Genomic DNA, 18116 nt, shown 5'->3' with positions numbered 1-18116 from the left:
CTAGCAATTAAATTACTAGTTTGTTTTGTTGAAAACAGCTTTCTGTTTTCTGCCCTGCGATTACCAGTGAGACTTTACGTCTCATTGCTTTTCGTCTTCTTCTTTGTTCAGTTTTCAAAGGTCAGTTTCTTTTGTTACGAAAGCGTTTTGTCCGCATCAGCAACGTTTATAAATATACCAAGATTTTTGCATTTCGTCAATACTTTTTACAAAGTTTTTTTAATAAAGATGAAAAAAGATGAATTACGTGCATAAATTGGTGATTAAATGGCGCTTTTAAAACATTATGTTGTATAAATTTGCATTCCTTTTTCTTCAAACTGTTCTTTTAGGATTGGATCTATTTCTTTTCCGGTGATGATGGAAGAGATTTCGTCTAGGTCTGCGTATTTGTACAGGGAGATGCGGCCGAATTTAGTGTGATCTGTTACTAGGATGACTTCATCGGCTGAGTGGAGCATTTGTTGTTTGGCTGGGATTAAGTATTCATCGTAGTGCATTAGGCCTTTGTCGATATCGAGTGCTGGTGTGGTTACGAATGCTTTATGTACGTGAATGCTTTGCAATGTTCCGCTTGTTATCATGCCATTAAGGATGAATGTTTCTGGGTAGATGACGCCACCTGTCACGATTACTTTGGACGGGGAGAAGCGCATAATGGAAGCTACGTTGATATCGTTTGTTATGACGGTTAGCTTGGAACGATCTTTTAGTGCTGTTGCGATGTGGCCGGTTGTTGTTCCGGCGTCAAGGATGATTGTATCGCCATCTTTGACCATTGTGGCTGCTAATGTGGCGATGCGTTGCTTTTCTTCGTAGCGCACTTCACTTCGTTTTTTCCAGTTGGGTTCGGAAACTACTTTTTCTTCTATCATAACTCCGCCATGGGTTCTTTTTAGTTTTTTGTCTTTTTCTAAAGAGGTTAAATCGCGGCGAATGGTTGCTTCATGGACTTCAAAATGTTTGGCTAGTTCGCTGACGGTTGCTATTTTTCGGCTTTTGACATATTGGACGATGGCGCGTTTTCGTTCGATAGATAGCATTTCTTGCCCTCCTTTGTTTAACTATATGGTAACTCCAATGGAAGAAAATCGCAAACAAACAAAAAACCTTGGAGCGATTGGCCCCAAGGTTTGGAAATGAAAATTAATTGTTTAAGCGTTTTTCTAGTTCTGCTTTTTTGTCTTCGAAGCCGGGTTTGCCAAGTAATGCGAACATATTAGCTTTGTATGCTTCTACGCCTGGTTGGTCAAATGGATTTACGCCATTTAGGTAACCGCTGATTGCTACAGCTTTTTCAAAGAAGTATACTAGGTAGCCGAATGTGTAAGCGTCTAGTTCTGGTACTTCTACAACAAAGTTTGGAACTTCGCCGTCTGTATGCGCTAAAAGAGTTCCTTCGAATGCTTTTGTATTAACGAAATCAACTGTTTCGCCAGCTAGGTAATTTAATCCATCTAAATCTACGTCTTCTTTATTGATAGTTAAATTGTGGCGTGGTTTGTCCACTTTAACAACTGTTTCAAAAAGGTTGCGACGTCCGTCTTGGATATATTGACCGATGGAGTGCAAGTCTGTAGAGAAGTTAGCGCTGGATGGGTAAATACCTTTTTTGTCTTTACCTTCACTTTCGCCGAATAATTGTTTCCACCACTCGTTGAAGTATTGCAAGCCTGGTTCATAGCTGATTAGAAGTTCTGTTACTTTGCCTTTACGGTAAAGAACGTTACGAGCTGCTGCATATTGGTATGCAATGTTGTTTTTAAGTTCTGGTTTGTCGAAATCTTTGCTTGCTGCTGCTGCTCCGTTCATTAGAGCATCAATGTCAACGCCGCTAACTGCGATTGGAAGTAAACCTACTGCAGTTAAAACGGAGAAACGTCCACCAACATCATCTGGAACAACAAATGTTTCGTAGCCTTCGTTGTCGGATAATGTTTTTAGAGCGCCTTTTGCTTTATCAGTTGTAGCGTAAATGCGTTTTTTCGCGCCTTCTTCGCCATATTTTTTGATTAAAAGTTCTTTGAAAACACGGAAAGCGATTGCTGGTTCTGTTGTTGTTCCTGATTTAGAAATAACGTTAACAGAGAAGTCGCGGTCGCCAACTACTTCAATAAGGTCATGTAAGTAGGAAGAACTAATGCTATTTCCCGCAAAGAATACTTGAGGTGTTTTACGCGCACCTTTTTCAAGTACATTATAGAAGGAATGATTTAAAGTTTCGATTGCTGCGCGTGCTCCTAGGTAAGAACCGCCGATACCGATAACGATTAGAACTTCTGAATCGCTATGGATTTTTTCTGTTGCTTTTTTGATACGAGCAAATTCTTCTTTGTCGTAATCTGTTGGTAAGTTAATCCAACCAAGCGCATCGTTCCCAGCACCTGTACCGTTATGTAATGCATCATGAGCTGCTTTTACTGCTGGTTCAAGATAATCAAGTTCGCGTTCTTCAAAAAAACGGAGCGCTTTGGAATAATCAAATTTAATATGTGTCATTATTTTCCCTCCAAATTTTAAAAAAGTTTCTTTACTAACTTTATATCAAACAGTGCTTTTTAGCAAGGCTTGACCTTGTGAAATTTGAGCCTTTTTGAATATTAGGTATAGTTTTCATATAAGACTCCCTCGCTTCGGACTAGTTCGTTTAATGATAATTGGTCTACAGCTAATAGATCATCTGCAAGCGGAATGGGTACCCACTTTACTCGGAAAGCATTATCATTGTTTGAAGCGAGCATTGTGTCGCCAATTGGCTTTGCTCGGAAAACGAATGTGCAGACGTGCTCCCATGTAGCACGCCGTTCTTTGCAGTGCAAGATAGACTCTATTTCTATATTGATATTTGTCTGCTCTTTTACTTTGCTTGCGAGTGCTTCTTCCATCGTTTGATCTGTTTCCACATGCCCTCCCGGAAAAGCCCAAGCCAGGTTGCGATCCCTCACCACTAGTATCTCGTCTTTCTTCTCGTTATATACAAATGCCTGCACATGAATAGATCTTTTCACGTAAATCCCCCTTTTGACTAATTTATATTATTGAATAAATAGAAAATTACTTCTAACTATTCCCTTTTTCTAAAATTTTAGTCAATTAAATTTATCAGCCTGCTTATCTACCCCTGGAAAGGGCTTGATAACAGGCTGATACAGGGTTTTATTTATCTGCTTTTTTAATCCATTCTTCTAGTTTGTCACGTAAAGTATTAAATCCTTCGTCGTTTTCACTAGATGAAACTGGTTTCTTTTTAGCTGGTTGTTCTTTTGGTGCTTCTTCTGTCGCTCTGATAGAAAGACTGATTTTATTTTTTTCTTCGTCGATATCTAGAATTTTCACTTTGACTTCTTGTCCTACTTCTAGAAAATCATGGATATCTTTGACGAAACCATGCGTGATTTCTGAAATATGAACTAAGCCTTGTGTTGAATTATCTAGTGCTACAAATGCTCCGTAGCTTTGAATTCCTGCAATTTTCCCAGAAACTACATCTCCTACTTTGAATGTACTCATCTTCATTCCTCCTACTTTCAACCTTACAATATTTTATAAATTATAACACTTAGGCGAAACTTTAACAATTATTCTAAATCCTTCTATAGTGAGCTTTCGAGCTGGAATTTGTGCTATAATTGAGGCGAATTAAAGATAAGGAGCGTGACATATTTGAGTCAATTTGATGAAGTCATTCCGCGTATTGGAACTAATTCAGAAAAGTGGGATGGGGCAGAAGAATTATTTGGTAGAAAAGATATTATTCCAATGTGGGTAGCGGATATGGATTTCCGTGCGCCGCAGCCTGTACTTGATGCGTTTCAGCGTCAAATCGATCATGGGATTTTTGGTTATTCCACGAAGTCAGAAGCACTTGTTGAAGCTGTTATTGACTGGAATAAAGAGCAGCACCAGTTTGAAATTGATCCGAGCACGCTGTTTTTTAACGGGGCGGTTGTCCCGACTATTTCCTTAGCCATTCGTTCTTTAACAAAAGAAGGTGATGCGGTTTTAATGGTTTCGCCAATTTATCCGCCATTTTTCAATGTAACAAAAGCTACCGAGCGAAAAGTTGTTATGTCACCGCTAAAATACGAAAATCATCAGTATCGGATGGATTTTACTGATTTGGAAAAGCGTATCAAAGAAGAAAATGTCAAATTGTTCCTTCTATGTAATCCGCAAAATCCTGGTGGTCGCTGTTTCACAAAAGAGGAACTCGTGGAACTGGCAAAACTATGCGAGAAATACCAAATTCCGATTGTTTCGGATGAGATTCACGCTGATTTAGTGATGAAAAATCATAAACATGTACCAATTATGGTTGCAGCACCATTTTATCAAGATCAAATTATTACTTTGATGGCTGCTACGAAAACATTTAATTTGGCGGCAATTAAAGCTTCCTACTATATTATTACGAATAAAGAGTACCAAACAAGATTCGCCGCGGAGCAAAAGTACGCCACGACTAATGGGCTTAATGTCTTTGGGATTGTTGGTACAGAAGCGGCTTATCGTCACGGTGCGGCTTGGTTAAAAGAACTGAAAGAATATATTTACAGCAACTATGAATATGTAAAAGCGGAACTTGAAAAAGAAGTACCAGAAGTTGGCGTGACGGATTTAGAAGCGACTTACTTGATGTGGCTTGATTGCCGCGCACTTCCCAAAGACGAAAAAACGATTTACGCTGATTTAATCGAAGCTGGCGTTGGTGTTCAAATGGGTTCTGGTTTCGGTCATTCTGGTAAAGGTTTTGTCCGTTTCAACATCGCTTGTCCAAAAGAAACTTTAGAAAAAGCCGTGAAACTTCTGATTCAAGGCTTAAAAAAATAACTAATTTGAAGAAACTAAGTAGCAATTACTTAGTTTCTTTCTTTAGGAAATTGAATATAGCTTTGGTATACTATTCTTTGGAAAGTGAAATAATGTGCATTTTCCGTTTACATAAATTTAAAGGAGTTGGTATAACCGATGTTTTTAGGGCTTCGTGAATTAGTTTATTCTAAGTTGCGCTATATTTTAGTAACAGGCATCATGGTCTTAATTATGTTACTATCGCTTATTTTATCTGGGCTGGCAAATGGCCTTGCTTATGATAATGCTTCATCTGTCGCAGATAACGGGGTTCCATATTATGTTCTCAGCAAAGACGCCCAAGACAAATTATCGAGATCACAGTTCCCAGAATCCAAACTCGCTGACGTGAAAAAAGACGCGAACGTGAAGGATGCTGCGGTGCTTGGACAATCGATGCAAACTTTAAAACGGGAAAGTGACAGCAAAAAATTTAGCGTTGCACTTTTCGGTATTCAACCAGATAGCTTTCTCGCTCCAAAAATTTCTGATGGAGCTAACATACAAGTGACAAAACCTGACGAAATCGTTGTTGATTCTTCCTTGAAATCAGACGGAATCAAAATTGGCGATGTTTTAATGGACGATATTTTAAATAGAGAATTAACTGTTGTCGGCTTTACGGAAAATCAAAAGTACAGCCATGCTCCCGTTGTTTATATTAATATCGCCACTTGGCAAGAAATCAATCCTGTTTTATATCACCAAAAAATCCCGCAAACAAGTACCATTGCGATTAAAACAGACGATCCTGATAAAGGCGTAACCCTTTCGGATAAAGATTTAACGACAATTGATCATAAGGCCTTTTTAAATCAAATCCCTGGATATTCTGCAGAGCAAATGACGCTTAATATGATGATTTTCTTCCTAATCATTATCGGCGGATTTATTTTAACGGCTTTCTTCTATGTAATGACGCTCCAAAAAACAACCCAATTTGGTATTTTAAAAGCACTGGGTACGAAAACAAGTTACTTAGTGAAAAGTATTATTACCCAAGTCGTGATTATTTCGATTATTAGTATTTTAATTAGTGTCGGTGTAACGCTGATTTTACCGAGCATTATGCCAGCAGCGATGCCATTTAGATTAAGTCCGATGACGATTGCACTTTATAGTGGCTTGTTCTTCCTAGTTGCCCTATTTGGCGCACTTCTATCACTTAGACGAATCGCTAAAGTAGACGCACTAGATGCTATTCGAGGAGGTGATGAATAATGGAAACTCTACTATCTTTTGAGAAAGTGTATAAAGATTACCCGTCCGGCCCTTCAATTATTCATGCACTGAAGGAAACCAATTTCGAAGCGAAAAAAGGCGAACTGATTGCGATTGTTGGTCCGAGTGGTTCTGGTAAAAGTACGCTCCTTTCTCTGGCTGGAGCACTTTTAACACCAACTGGCGGAACGATTTCCATTAACGGCAAATCAGTCGGTAATTTATCTTCCAAAGAACAAACAGCGCTACGTTTAGAAGAAATCGGCTTTATTTTCCAAGCAGCTCATCTGGTTCCTTATCTACATGTGAAAGATCAAATCAGCTTTATTGGAAAAATGGCCGGGAAAAGCGCGGCGGAACTTGAAAAAGATACGGCGTCACTTCTAAGCCAGCTCGGCATTAGTGATCGCGCAAATTTCTATCCAAAAGATTTGTCTGGCGGTCAAAAGCAACGTGTCGCTATTGCGCGCGCGCTTATTAATCAACCTTCCGTTATTTTAGCCGATGAACCAACTGCGAGTCTTGATACTGAAAGAAGTCGTGAAGTTGTCGAGCTTATCCGCAATGAGGTTGTGCAAACAAGTCGAACTGCGATTATGGTAACGCATGATGAACGTATGCTAGATTTAGTTAACCATGTGTATCGCATGGAAGACGGGATTCTTACCCAAGAAAGCTAAAAAACCTGCGTGGCTTAAGTGCCACACAGGTTTTTTTACTGTTTATTTTTGGAAACCGTTAATTAAATCTAATGCTTGGCCTAGTACTTTTTCACCGTTCATCGTACCATATGCTGCCATGTCGATTACATCTACTGGAATTTTCCCAGCAGCTAGTTCATCAACTGTTTTTTTCTGGTAACGCACTTGTGGTCCTAAAAGCACTACATCTGCATCATCAATTAAGTTACTTACTTCAGCGATAGAGTATGCTTCAATTTCGCAAGTTTCTCCGCGTTCTTCTGCTGCTTTACGCATTTTTGTTACTAAAAGGCTTGTTGACATCCCTGCCGCACATACTAAAACAATATTTTTCATCGTAATCTTTCCTTTCAGATTAAGGCTGCTTTTTTTGTACACTCTTATTATAACTACCTTTAGCTTTTTAAACAAGTAAACTACTGGGTCCAAGAGAAAATTATTAAAAATGCGAAAAACCATTGCGATTTCACGTAAAAAGAGCGATAATAGACAATAACTTTATCCGAAAGCTCAGAAAATTTCGCATCATCTAAAAACAACACTTTCGGGAGATAAAAAATTCAAATCAGGAGTGTGTTGCATGAAAGTAATTAAATTTGGCGGAAGCTCTTTAGCATCGGGGATCCAATTAAATAAGGTTTTCCAACTTATAACGGAGGATTCCGACCGAAAAATCGTCGTTGTTTCTGCTCCGGGGAAACGTTTCAAAGAAGATACCAAAGTGACCGACTTACTTATTGATTGCGCGGCAAAGGCACTTCTTGGTGAAGATACGAGCGAATTATTTGAAGCGATTATTGCTAGATATGCTGGAATAGCGCTTGATACCGGGATGAGTGATGCAATTATTAAGCAAATTCGCACTGACCTACAAGCAACCATTTCATCTGATAAAAGTGATCCAGATAAATTTTTAGATCGAATGAAAGCTAGTGGCGAAGATAATAACGCAAAATTAATCGCGGCTTATTTTAAATTTAAAGGCTTAAACGCCAATTATATTAATCCAAAAGACGCTGGTTTATTCGTGACGGACGAACATGCCAGCGCGCAAGTTTTACCAGAGTCTTATGATCGTTTGTTTGCGCTTCGTGAACGTGAAGGAATCATTGTTTTCCCAGGATTTTTCGGCTATACGAAAGATGGCGAAATAAGCACATTTTCCAGAAGTGGTTCCGATATCACTGGAGCGATTGTCGCGAATGGCGCCCAAGCGGAGTTATATGAGAATTTTACTGATGTCGATGCTGTGTACGCAGTCAATCCCGCTATCGTGAAAAATCCGAAGAAAGTACTCGAGCTTACTTACCGGGAAATGCGTGAACTTTCTTATGCCGGCTTCTCTGTTTTTCATGATGAAGCATTAATTCCGGCGTTTCATGCGGGTATTCCGGTGCATATTAAAAATACGAACAATCCTGATTCTTGTGGTACTCGTGTTGTTCATGAACGCGAAAATAGTAATGGCCCCGTCGTTGGTATTGCTAGTGATGACGGTTTTTGTAGCATTTATATTAGTAAATATTTGATGAACCGGGAAATTGGCTTCGGGCGAAAAGTGCTGCAAATTTTGGAAGATGCTGGGTTGAACTATGAACATATGCCATCGGGGATTGACGATTTAACGATTATTATTCGCGAAAATCAGTTTGGTGAGGATACTGAGCGGACAATTATGACGAGATTGAAAGAGGAATTAAATGCTGACCAAGTTATAATGCAGCACGGGATTTCGCTGATTATGGTTGTTGGCGAAGCAATGCGCCATAACGTTGGGATAACTTCACGTGCTTCAAAAGCTTTATCCGATTCGAAAGTTAATATTGAAATGATTAATCAAGGTTCTTCTGAGGTGAGCATCATGTTTGGCGTGAAGGAAGAACAAGAATATGCGGCCGTTCGCGCTTTGTATAATGAGTTCTTTTCGGAAGTTTTGGTTTAAAAATAAAACAAGTTTTTCATCCTGATTGATGAGAAACTTGTTTTTTATTTGCTTCTTCTAACTGATAATTTTTGCCTATTACATCGATAATATGATCGTAGGTGCTGATTCGGTAGTGGGTGAAATCTTGGCTGTTGTAATCACTTCTTATTTTTACTCGTTCATTTATTAAATCAGAGTCCTCGATTATTTCAAAATTACTTTGGCTTTTTAACCAACTTGAACTCCATTTACTTTTTTCAAAGGTATCGAGTTCGGTTGATGAGTAGAAAATAAGATCTTTAAAAATCATATTTAGGAGGAGGCTTTCTTCTTCAAGGTCAACTTCTATGGATAGTGTGAGTTGGTCAGGTGTTTGGTGTAAGCTGATAAGCCATGTTTTGTCTCGGCCGTAGATTAGTTGGTTGTTGATTTTTATTGGATGGGATGTTTCCACGGATATACAATTCCTTTCGACGAGTAACTTACCTATTTTTATTACTATTCACTTTTTCAGTAGCTTTATTCAATAAGCTATTTTCCTCATAAATAATAAAAATATCTTTAATTAAATCTTAGTATGTATTTTATACTCTAGCATTTTTTCTATTTTCTTTTTTCGATTTTTTAGTTGATTCATTATTAAATTATTTGTATTTGGAGATATTTCATCAAATTTCTTTTGAGCTCTTTTTGCATATGAAATAAAGTTACCGTGATTATTATAATTCTTTCCTAAATCTGTACACAAACCATAAATTTTTTTCTTATAGGGTAAATCAGTCAATTCTTTTTTTACTTTTACTTTCTGAGCAAAATTTATAAGTTTTTTTGCATTTCGGTAAAATTTATACGGACTCTTACCTCTCATTTTAACTGTAGTGCCATCAAAAACGAAACCTAAATAATCTAAATGGCTTACTTCATTGCTAATTATGTCAAAAAATTTATCATTCTCGTATAAATACAATCCTGTTTTATCTTTATGCAACTCTATTTTATATTCCGAAGCTACCCTTCTTGTATCAGTTTCAATACTTCTAATTTTTTGCTCATTTACTATATCGCTTTTAGGGATAACTAGTATAAAATCATCTGAGTATCTTCTATATATCCCAGAAAATTCGTCGGCAATTCCTTTTAACTTCAAATCAAATTCCGATGCATATATATTTGCAAATACCGCGCTGATAGCACTCCCTTGAGGTATACCAAATTTATTTTTATTATATAAAGTTTTGTTATTTTTTTGAAACTCTCTAAATTTAGAAATGTTTTCAAAATAACTTTTTTTATTAGAGCGTTTGATACTTTCATCACTTCCATATTCCTCATTCAAAAAACTTTTTTCATAATATCCATATTTAGTTATTGATCGAAACACATTAAACCAATCTTTTGATAGCCTTGGCTGATTCAATACTTCCGCTAAATGTTTTTTTAGTAATTCGTGATTTATTTTATCAAAGTAGTTAGTGAAATCTCCCACTAAAACATAAGCTTTCTTATACTCAACCGTTTGATTAATGATTTCGGCGGCAAAATCAATGTTAGATTTCCCTACTTTATTGTTTCGATATGCAGATACACAATCATCTATATCTTTTTCTATGCAAAATTTATTGTAAAATTTCTTGTTCAACACTTCTGCATAATATTTATAAATAAAGTTATCCATATGTCCAGCATACATAATTACTCTATCTTTAGTCTTAATTGGCCGGTTGTCAAACTCTGGATTTTTTTCTTCTATTCTTTTTTCAAAAGATGATACATAACGTATTAACGGCAAAAAGCTATGATTTCCAATCTTCGAATGATCAGTTACATAGCTTCCTACATTTTCAATTTTAACTCTATGGTCAAAGTGCAAATAATTTTTTGTTTTATATTTTGTTGAATCTAGTTTTGTTGAATCTAGCATCTTAAATTCACGCCTTTTTTGGAGCGGAAAGAGACAATAAGTTCGACACTTAATTAATATCCCTTTCTGCGTCTCTTTAGGTCAATATTCCCATACTTATGACCATTGAATATATGAGAAGTCGAATGATTTAACTATTATGTTATAATATAGACGATAACTCGAAAGGAACTACATGTATGAAACTTATAATTACCTTAATCATCATCTTATCAAACTGGTTAATTCAAGAATTGTTAATGATTCTTGAAGTTAACTTAAAGCAATTCTTAACTGACAAAGCCGATAAAGTATTACTTGACTGTTTGAAACATCATATTCTGTATTCTAAAAACACAGGCATGTTTATTTTATCACAAAATTAACATTTTTTAAAGAAAATAATACATATAAACTTCAATTATTTATCCTATACTTTAAATAAAAGTTACATTTCCCATACAAAAAGAGCACTTTCATAGAAAGTGCTCTAATCGCATTATTTAATATTAATTTTCTCAATCACAACGTCATTCACTGGTTTGTCTTGCATGCCAGTTGGTAGGTTGGCGATTTCGTCTACTACGTCCATGCCTTCGATTACGTGGCCGAAAACTGTGTGGCGGCCGTCTAGCCATGGTGTTCCGCCTTGTTTGTAGGCTTCGATAACTTCTACTGGGAAGCCAGCTTGTTCCATTTGGCCAAGCATGTCAGCAGGCATATCTGGTTTTTGAACGATGAAGAATTGGCTGCCATTTGTGTTCGGGCCAGCGTTTGCCATGGATAAAGCTCCGCGTAAGTTGAAAGCTTCTGTAGAGAATTCATCTTCAAAAGATTCGCCCCAAATGCTTTCGCCGCCAGTACCGCGGCCGTCTGGGTCGCCACCTTGGATCATGAATTCAGGAATAACACGGTGGAAAATAAGGCCATCGTAATAGCCGTTTTTAGAGTGTGTAACAAAGTTTTCTACTGTTTTTGGAGCAACTTCAGGGAACAGTTTGATGCGGATAGTTCCTCGGTTTGTAATCATTTCTGCTTCGATTTCGTTAGGTGCCACTTCTTTTGATAATTGTGGGTAAGTCATATTGTAAAAACTCCTTCTTTTGTTTAAATTTATTGTTTACTAACGTAGCCAAATAATAAGCAAATTAACAACGACAGCAATCAGATACAGTACTAGTATAACAGCTGAAACCCAAATGACAATTTTTTTAACCAAAAATGCACATCCTTCACTTTATTTTTCATTCGCTATCTTTTATTCTATAATGAAAAGGACAGTTTTAACAATAATACGAATAGAGATGATTCTTTTATGACAACTCGAACACGGAATTTGTACATCTTAATGCTGGCAAACTTGTTGATGTCAGCCAGTATGACAATGATTATGCCGTTTTTATCTCTCTACATCGAAACATTTGGCGATTACAGCAATGCGTATGTGCAAAGATGGGCCGGTTATATTTTTGGCGTAACATTTTTGATTGCCTTTATCTTTTCGCCGATTTGGGGGCGGATTGGTGATAAGCATGGTTATAAAGGGATTTTGATTCTGACTTCAGTCGGTTTATCAATTTGTATTTTTTTGATGGGATTTGCGCATTCTGTCACTTACTTGCTAATTTTGCGTATTTTCATGGGGGTTGTAACTGGTTTTATTGGTGTGAGTAATGCCTTTATTGCGCGACAAACGCCTCGGAATGAAGCTGGGAAAGTTCTCGGTACGCTTCAACTCGGCGGTGTGACTGGTATGCTTTTTGGTCCGCTGATTGGTGGCGCGATGGCGGATTTATTTGGCTTTAAAGATACCTTTACGATTACTGGGATTGCGATGATGGTTGCGGCTTTGATTGTCGCTTTTGGTGTCAAAGAAATTCGGACAGAGGAACAAAAAGAAGCTGCCAAAGTGGTCTATTCTCGTCGTGCGGTATTGAAGCAAATTTTCACGCTGCGAGTTCTGTTTACGGTCATGGTCATTACTGCGTTGATCCAAATTGCTAACTTTAGCGTTCAACCATTACTTGCACTTTATGTTGGTGATATGACAAAATCGGATAATATTGCGTTCTTGTCGGGGCTGGCGTTTTCTGCAACTGGATTTGGGAATTTAGTGATGACGCGGAAATGGGGGCAGCTCGGCGACAAATATGGGTATGAGAAAATACTGAATATCTTATTGATTATGGCAGCAGTTTTCGTTATTCCACAAGCATTCGCAACCAATCTTTGGGTATTTATCTTCTTCCGCTTTTTATTCGGGATTGCGATTGGTGGGATGGTGCCTTGTACGACGGCGTATATCCGGCTTGCAGCACCTGGAGTTATGCAAGGTGAGATGCTTGGTTACAATCAAAGTGCTCGTTTCCTCGGAAATGTGATTGGGCCAATTCTTGGTGGGACGCTTGCTGGTTTTACCGGCATTCCAAGCGTTTTCTTATTTATGAGTTTTATGTTTCTCGTTGCGTTTTTCATTTTGCTTTATGCGCTTCGTTCCGACCGAAAGCGACATGTTAACGTCGATTAAACTTTCTCAAACCCGAGATTTTTCTTGGGTTTGTTTTTTTGTTCTTCCTATTTAATTGTTTTTTAAATTTCCGTAAATTGATTTATAAAGTTAAGTTTCCTGCCTTTTTTTCAGATAAAAAAGTATGTTATAATAAAAAATATAAAAGTACGGCGTTTATTTGGGTACTTCGTGAATAGTAAAGTTGTTGAAATTTGATGATTTAGCATGATTTTCTAAAATTTTAGTTATTGCTATGTTTCATTAAATGTAAGTACTTGCTTAAAAAATAATGAATTCCTGTTCTTATTTTCACATTTCCAGGATGAGTTTCCGTATAAAAATTCTTCGAGGAGGAGCCGATTTTGTCATTTCTTCATCTAGCTATTGTTCTGCCATTTATTGTGGCACTGCTAATCCCACTTTTTTATCGGTGGACTAAACAAGTTCATACTGGCTGGTTAGTACTTCCGATTCCAGTGACTTTGTTTATTTACTTCTTAACATTTATTCCAAAAACGATGGACGGGGCTACGATTGTTTCGATGCCTTGGATTCCGCGACTTGGAATTAATTTTACGGTAGTGGTCGATGGGCTAAGTTTGCTGTTTGCGCTACTTATTACTGGGATTGGTTCACTCGTTACATTTTACTCTATTTATTATTTAGGGAAAAAGAAAGAACGACTTAGCAATTTCTATACATTTTTATTTATTTTTATGACGGCAATGCTTGGGGTTGTCTTGAGTGATAACTTGATTGTGCTGTATCTTTTCTGGGAGCTGACTTCGATTAGTTCGTTCTTATTGATTGGGTACTGGTATCACCGCGAGCGTTCGCGTTACGGGGCTCGTAAGTCAATGCTGATTACTGTTTTCGGCGGATTGATGATGCTTGGTGGATTTATTTTGCTTCATATTATGAGCGATTCATTTTCGATTCGAGCGATTATTCGTGATGCGGATGTAATTAGTAATAATAGCTTATTCATTCCCGCGATGATTCTTGTTTTGCTCGGCGCATTTACAAAATCTGCGCAAGTTCCGTTTCATATTTGGCTGCCGGATGCGATGGAAGCACCTACTCCGGTTAGTGCCTACCTTCACTCGGCTACGATGGTTAAAGCTGGGATTTATATTGTGGCTCGGTTTACGCCACTGTTCGCGAGTTCGGGTGTCTGGTTTTGGACGGTCTCGCTCGTTGGGATTACGACCCTGTTCTGGGGCTCACTAAATGCTACGAAGAAAAATGATTTAAAAGCGATTTTGGCTTACTCAACGATTAGTCAGCTCGGCCTCATCATGGCGCTTCTTGGCGTCGGGGCTGCCTCGCTTCACTTTGATACGCTCAGTGATGATATTTATGTGATGGCGATTGTCGCGGCTGTGTTCCACCTATTTAATCACGCAACATTTAAAGGTAGCTTGTTTATGATGGTTGGGATTGTCGATCACGAAACTGGTACACGGGATATTAGGCGACTTGGCGGTTTGATGCGAATTATGCCAATTACGGCAACGATTGCGTTTATCGGAACGTTCGCAATGGCTGGGATTCCACCTTTTAACGGCTTTTTAAGTAAAGAAATGTTTTTTGAAAGCATGGTAAATATTACGCATTTGCAATTGTTTGATGCAAGCACTTGGGGCGTTCTGCTTCCAGTTGTAGCTTGGGTTGCCAGCGTGTTTACGTTTGTTTACAGCATGATTATTTTCTTCAAAACTTTCACTGGAAAAGTGAAACCTTACTTACTGCCGAAAAAACCACATGAAGCGCCATTTGGACTCCTTTTACCGCCGATTATTTTATCGGTATTTGTGGTTGGGATTGGTCTTTTCCCTAATTTAATTGCAGAGCCAATTTTGGAACCTGCTGTCAGGGCGATTGTTCCTGGACTTTCTACTGATTTTTCGATTCATATTAGTTTATGGCACGGATTTACACCAGCCTTATTAATGACATTTGGCGTTGTGGCGGTTGGGATTGTCTTGTTTCTTACACATAAATACTGGAAACCTTGGATTACGACACGCGTTCCAAAAGCGCTGCGAATTGGAAAAACGTATGATAATGGGATGTATTATTTAGAACAAGGTTCCTACCGGATGACGATGTTTATTATGACTGGTTGGCTTAGAACTTACTTGAATTACATGTTATCTGCCTTTATTTTAATGATGGCTTCGGTCATGATTTTCACGCAGGCACTTGATTTCAATTTTTCAAGTATGACGAAAGTGACGGTTGTTGATTTTGTTTTAGCGGCAGTAATTTTAGTGACGTTGGTTGGGATTGTCTTTTCCAAGTCGCGGATTACTTCAATTATCTTATTAGGAGCGATGGGTTATACGATTAGTATTTTCTTCGTTATCTCAAGAGCGCCTGACCTTGCGTTGACACAGCTTATTATTGAAACTATTTCAGTTGTGCTTTATCTACTTGTGTTCTATCACCTTCCTCAGTTTAGTAATATTGAGGAAAAGCCGAAATGGTTATCAATGAAAACATTTTTAAGTATCGGGGTTGGTGTGATTATCACACTTGTTTCCCTTTCAGCGTATAATACAACTTTTTATGATTCGATTTCGAAATACTATGTGGATAATGCCTACGTGGAAGCGGCGGGACGAAATATTGTTAATGTTATCTTAGTTGACTTCCGTGGTTTTGATACGATGTTTGAAACAGCTGTACTGTCAATTGCCGCGATTGGTATTTATGCGATGATTAAATTACGACTGACGAAACGAGGTGAGAATGATGAAAACGAATGACGTTCTACTGAGAAATGTAACGAAAGTAGTTGCTTTCATTATTTTCTTATTCTCGCTCCATTTATTCTTTGCGGGACATTATAATCCTGGTGGTGGGTTTGTGGCCGGGCTTACAACGGCTGGCGCAATTACGCTAACATTACTTGCTTATGATACAAAAACAGTTGCTAGTATGCTTAATATTAATACGATTATGCTCACTGGGGTTGGACTTGTCTTTGCTCTAGGTACTGGGATGATTGGAATTTTCACGGGTGATGCTTTCTTAACACATAAATTTGGTCATGTTGATTTGCCCATTTTAGGAGATACTGCGTTGCACACGGCGACTTTGTTTGACCTTGGGGTTTACTTAGTTGTTGTCGGTGTAACACTTACGATAATTCAAACGATTGGGGAGAGTGACTGATGGAACTATTAATGTCTATTTTAATCGGCTTGATTTTTGCCGCTGCTGTCTACTTAATTCTCTCTAAAAGTTTGCTACGGATTATTATTGGAACAGCTGTCCTAAGTCACGGCGTCAATTTGCTCGTACTAACGATGGGCGGTCTGAAAAAAGGACGTGTGCCGATTCTTGGTACGCCGGGGTCAGGAACATACAACGATCCCCTTCCACAAGCACTTATTTTGACTGCGATTGTTATAAGCTTTGGTGTAACTGCCTTTTTCCTTGTTCTTGCTTATAGAGCGTATCAGGAGCTTGATAGCGAGAGTGTATCCAAGACGAGAGGACATGAAGCCGATGATGAATAATTTAATTTTAATGCCGATATTGATTCCTTTCCTTGGAGCAATTACGTTAATGCTACTGCCAAAACGAGTGATCGTTCAACGGGTATTCGCCCTTATTTTTAGTGGTATCTTGGTTGTGGCGAGCCTTTTCCTTGTATTTTATATTCGCGAAAATGGGATTACGACCTTGAATATTGGTAACTGGGCGGCTCCTTTTGGGATTACGATGGTTGGCGATATGTTAGCTGTCTTACTTACGGCAACGACAAGTATTGTTTTATTCTGTGTGGTACTTTATTCCTTTTATACGATTGGGAAGCCACGGGAGAAATTTTTATATTATCCAGCGATTCTCTTTATGATTGTTGGGGTTAATGGTTCGTTTTTAACTGGTGATATTTTTAATATGTTTGTGTTCTTTGAAGTTATGCTGATGGCGTCTTATGTATTGCTTGTCATTGGTGGGACGCAGGTTCAACTTAAAGCGACGATTAAATATTTGCTGATTAATGTGGTTGGTTCCGGATTTTTCGTTGTAGCGATTGCATTGCTTTACTCGATGATTGGAACGCTTAACATGGCGGATATTTCGCAAAAAATCACGGACTTAAATGGTGCAAATACAGGAATGATAAGCGTTGTCGCGGTTCTGTTCTTGTTTGTATTCGGTCTGAAAGCAGGTCTTTTCCCGCTTTATTTCTGGCTTCCAGGGTCCTACTTTGCTCCACCGATTCCAGTTCTTGCTTTATTCGGCGGACTTCTAACTAAGGTTGGGGTTTACGCGATTATTCGGACGTACACGCTATTCTTTAGTTCACTGACTGACTTTGTTGTTCCGCTGCTTGGGATTCTCGCGATTGTGACGATTATTCTTGGGGTTATTGGGGCCATTAGTTACTATGATATGAAGACGATTGTGATTTACAATATTATGATTGCAATTGGTGTTATTCTGTTCAGTGTTTCGATTATGACACGCGAATCGATGACTGGCGCTGTATTTTACTTAATCCACGATATGATTATCAAAGCCGCCCTCTTCCTTATTGTTGGGATTGTGATGGCGATTACTGGTTACTCTAGCGTGAAAAAATTCAGTGGCTTAATGAGCGTGAAACCGTCACTTGGTTGGATTTTCTTTATTGCCACACTTGGGCTTGCTGGAATCCCACCACTTAGCGGATTTATCGGAAAACTGTTGATTGTTGAAGGAGCATTCTCTGCTGGCCAAATCGTTGGCGGGATTATCATTTTACTTTCGAGTTTATTCGTTCTTATGTCTTTAATCAAAGTCTTTACAAAAGGCTTCTGGGGCGAGAAAAAAGGCGTATTCAATTTACAAATTCCGTATAAAAAAATGCTTGTACCGGTAGTTATTCTACTTGCAATTTCGATTGGTTATGGTGTGTTTAGTAACGCAATTTATCCGTTTATTGAACAGGCGGTTGACCCACTTGTTGACCCTTCTGTTTATATCCATGCGGTGATAAAGGAGTGATAAAAG

General features: G+C 38.2%; 17 protein-coding genes. 9 read left to right on the top strand and 8 right to left on the bottom strand.

Annotated features, from left to right (window positions below):
• Nucleotides 1-284: 284 nt before the first annotated feature.
• The 4 genes from HCX62_RS13890 to yugI form a co-directional block, all read right to left on the bottom strand.
• A complete protein-coding gene (locus tag HCX62_RS13890; protein WP_185639489.1) occupies nucleotides 285-1043 on the bottom strand; it encodes a DeoR/GlpR family DNA-binding transcription regulator in 759 nt (252 codons plus the stop codon).
• Between the two features lie 103 nt (nucleotides 1044-1146).
• Nucleotides 1147-2499 carry a glucose-6-phosphate isomerase gene (locus HCX62_RS13885; protein WP_185639488.1) on the bottom strand — a complete coding sequence of 451 codons (1353 nt, stop codon included), beginning with the start codon at nucleotides 2497-2499 and terminating at the stop codon, nucleotides 1147-1149.
• Nucleotides 2500-2600: 101 nt separating this feature from the next.
• Complete coding sequence (locus HCX62_RS13880; RefSeq protein WP_185639487.1) at nucleotides 2601-3008, bottom strand: NUDIX hydrolase; 408 nt, start codon at nucleotides 3006-3008, stop codon at nucleotides 2601-2603.
• Nucleotides 3009-3156: 148 nt separating this feature from the next.
• Nucleotides 3157-3510, bottom strand: a complete 354-nt coding sequence (gene yugI, locus HCX62_RS13875) for a S1 domain-containing post-transcriptional regulator GSP13 (RefSeq protein WP_185392254.1) — start codon at nucleotides 3508-3510, stop codon at nucleotides 3157-3159.
• Between the two features lie 153 nt (nucleotides 3511-3663).
• On the opposite strand from yugI, the gene HCX62_RS13870 reads away from it, so the two are divergent.
• The 3 genes from HCX62_RS13870 to HCX62_RS13860 all read left to right on the top strand — a co-directional run bounded on the left by HCX62_RS13870 (nucleotide 3664) and on the right by HCX62_RS13860 (nucleotide 6752).
• The gene (locus HCX62_RS13870) at nucleotides 3664-4830 is read left to right on the top strand and encodes a MalY/PatB family protein (RefSeq protein ID WP_185639486.1); all 1167 of its coding nucleotides are present in this window, start codon (nucleotides 3664-3666) and stop codon (nucleotides 4828-4830) included.
• A gap of 138 nt (nucleotides 4831-4968) precedes the next feature.
• Nucleotides 4969-6072: an ABC transporter permease gene (locus HCX62_RS13865; protein WP_008948626.1), complete on the top strand. Its 1104-nt coding sequence runs from the start codon at nucleotides 4969-4971 to the stop codon at nucleotides 6070-6072.
• Nucleotides 6072-6752, top strand: coding sequence for an ABC transporter ATP-binding protein (locus HCX62_RS13860; protein ID WP_003722398.1), 681 nt, complete (start codon nucleotides 6072-6074; stop codon nucleotides 6750-6752). Before HCX62_RS13865 ends, HCX62_RS13860 begins: the two co-directional genes overlap by 1 nt.
• Before the next feature lie 42 nt (nucleotides 6753-6794).
• On the opposite strand, the gene HCX62_RS13855 is transcribed toward HCX62_RS13860, so the two are convergent.
• A complete protein-coding gene (locus HCX62_RS13855) occupies nucleotides 6795-7109 on the bottom strand; it encodes a PTS sugar transporter subunit IIB (protein WP_003741107.1) in 315 nt (104 codons plus the stop codon).
• Between the two features lie 244 nt (nucleotides 7110-7353).
• Here HCX62_RS13855 and HCX62_RS13850 point away from each other — a divergent pair, with 244 nt between their 5' ends.
• Nucleotides 7354-8715: an aspartate kinase gene (locus HCX62_RS13850; protein WP_185639485.1), complete on the top strand. Its 1362-nt coding sequence runs from the start codon at nucleotides 7354-7356 to the stop codon at nucleotides 8713-8715.
• A 16-nt stretch (nucleotides 8716-8731) separates the two neighbouring features.
• On the opposite strand, the gene HCX62_RS13845 is transcribed toward HCX62_RS13850, so the two are convergent.
• The 3 genes from HCX62_RS13845 to HCX62_RS13835 all read right to left on the bottom strand — a co-directional run bounded on the left by HCX62_RS13845 (nucleotide 8732) and on the right by HCX62_RS13835 (nucleotide 11681).
• Nucleotides 8732-9151: a hypothetical protein gene (locus tag HCX62_RS13845; protein WP_185639484.1), complete on the bottom strand. Its 420-nt coding sequence runs from the start codon at nucleotides 9149-9151 to the stop codon at nucleotides 8732-8734.
• A 111-nt stretch (nucleotides 9152-9262) separates the two neighbouring features.
• Entirely contained in the window at nucleotides 9263-10618 is a 1356-nt protein-coding gene (locus HCX62_RS13840; protein WP_185639483.1) for a reverse transcriptase/maturase family protein, read from the bottom strand.
• Between the two features lie 478 nt (nucleotides 10619-11096).
• A complete protein-coding gene (locus HCX62_RS13835) occupies nucleotides 11097-11681 on the bottom strand; it encodes a peptidylprolyl isomerase (protein ID WP_185639482.1) in 585 nt (194 codons plus the stop codon).
• A 231-nt stretch (nucleotides 11682-11912) separates the two neighbouring features.
• On the opposite strand from HCX62_RS13835, the gene HCX62_RS13830 reads away from it, so the two are divergent.
• The 5 genes from HCX62_RS13830 to HCX62_RS13810 all read left to right on the top strand — a co-directional run bounded on the left by HCX62_RS13830 (nucleotide 11913) and on the right by HCX62_RS13810 (nucleotide 18110).
• On the top strand, nucleotides 11913-13124 hold the full coding sequence (locus HCX62_RS13830; RefSeq protein ID WP_014602203.1) for a lmo2377 family MFS transporter: 1212 nt from the start codon (nucleotides 11913-11915) through the stop codon (nucleotides 13122-13124).
• A 344-nt stretch (nucleotides 13125-13468) separates the two neighbouring features.
• Nucleotides 13469-15877, top strand: coding sequence for a Na+/H+ antiporter subunit A (locus HCX62_RS13825; RefSeq protein ID WP_185639481.1), 2409 nt, complete (start codon nucleotides 13469-13471; stop codon nucleotides 15875-15877).
• Entirely contained in the window at nucleotides 15861-16286 is a 426-nt protein-coding gene (locus HCX62_RS13820) for a Na(+)/H(+) antiporter subunit B (RefSeq protein WP_185639480.1), read from the top strand. Before HCX62_RS13825 ends, HCX62_RS13820 begins: the two co-directional genes overlap by 17 nt.
• A complete protein-coding gene (locus HCX62_RS13815) occupies nucleotides 16286-16633 on the top strand; it encodes a Na(+)/H(+) antiporter subunit C (protein ID WP_003763750.1) in 348 nt (115 codons plus the stop codon). Before HCX62_RS13820 ends, HCX62_RS13815 begins: the two co-directional genes overlap by 1 nt.
• Nucleotides 16626-18110, top strand: a complete 1485-nt coding sequence (locus HCX62_RS13810; protein WP_185503341.1) for a Na+/H+ antiporter subunit D — start codon at nucleotides 16626-16628, stop codon at nucleotides 18108-18110. Before HCX62_RS13815 ends, HCX62_RS13810 begins: the two co-directional genes overlap by 8 nt.
• The last annotated feature ends 6 nt before the right edge of the window (nucleotides 18111-18116 follow it).

The organism is Listeria swaminathanii (genome assembly GCF_014229645.1).
In the GTDB taxonomy this organism is placed as follows: Bacteria; Bacillota; Bacilli; order Lactobacillales; family Listeriaceae; genus Listeria; species Listeria swaminathanii.
Note: the sequence above shows the minus strand (reverse complement) of the source record. Positions and strands in the feature narration are given on the sequence as shown.

Coding starts and splice junctions, on each gene's coding strand:
- HCX62_RS13890 (WP_185639489.1), bottom strand. CDS start 1,043: ATGCTATCTATCGAACGAAAACGCGCCATCGTCCAATATGTCAAAAGC.
- HCX62_RS13885 (WP_185639488.1), bottom strand. CDS start 2,499: ATGACACATATTAAATTTGATTATTCCAAAGCGCTCCGTTTTTTTGAA.
- yugI (WP_185392254.1), bottom strand. CDS start 3,510: ATGAGTACATTCAAAGTAGGAGATGTAGTTTCTGGGAAAATTGCAGGA.
- HCX62_RS13865 (WP_008948626.1), top strand. CDS start 4,969: ATGTTTTTAGGGCTTCGTGAATTAGTTTATTCTAAGTTGCGCTATATT.
- HCX62_RS13860 (WP_003722398.1), top strand. CDS start 6,072: ATGGAAACTCTACTATCTTTTGAGAAAGTGTATAAAGATTACCCGTCC.
- HCX62_RS13855 (WP_003741107.1), bottom strand. CDS start 7,109: ATGAAAAATATTGTTTTAGTATGTGCGGCAGGGATGTCAACAAGCCTT.
- HCX62_RS13850 (WP_185639485.1), top strand. CDS start 7,354: ATGAAAGTAATTAAATTTGGCGGAAGCTCTTTAGCATCGGGGATCCAA.
- HCX62_RS13840 (WP_185639483.1), bottom strand. CDS start 10,618: ATGCTAGATTCAACAAAACTAGATTCAACAAAATATAAAACAAAAAAT.
- HCX62_RS13835 (WP_185639482.1), bottom strand. CDS start 11,681: ATGACTTACCCACAATTATCAAAAGAAGTGGCACCTAACGAAATCGAA.
- HCX62_RS13830 (WP_014602203.1), top strand. CDS start 11,913: ATGACAACTCGAACACGGAATTTGTACATCTTAATGCTGGCAAACTTG.
- HCX62_RS13820 (WP_185639480.1), top strand. CDS start 15,861: ATGATGAAAACGAATGACGTTCTACTGAGAAATGTAACGAAAGTAGTT.
- HCX62_RS13815 (WP_003763750.1), top strand. CDS start 16,286: ATGGAACTATTAATGTCTATTTTAATCGGCTTGATTTTTGCCGCTGCT.
- HCX62_RS13810 (WP_185503341.1), top strand. CDS start 16,626: ATGAATAATTTAATTTTAATGCCGATATTGATTCCTTTCCTTGGAGCA.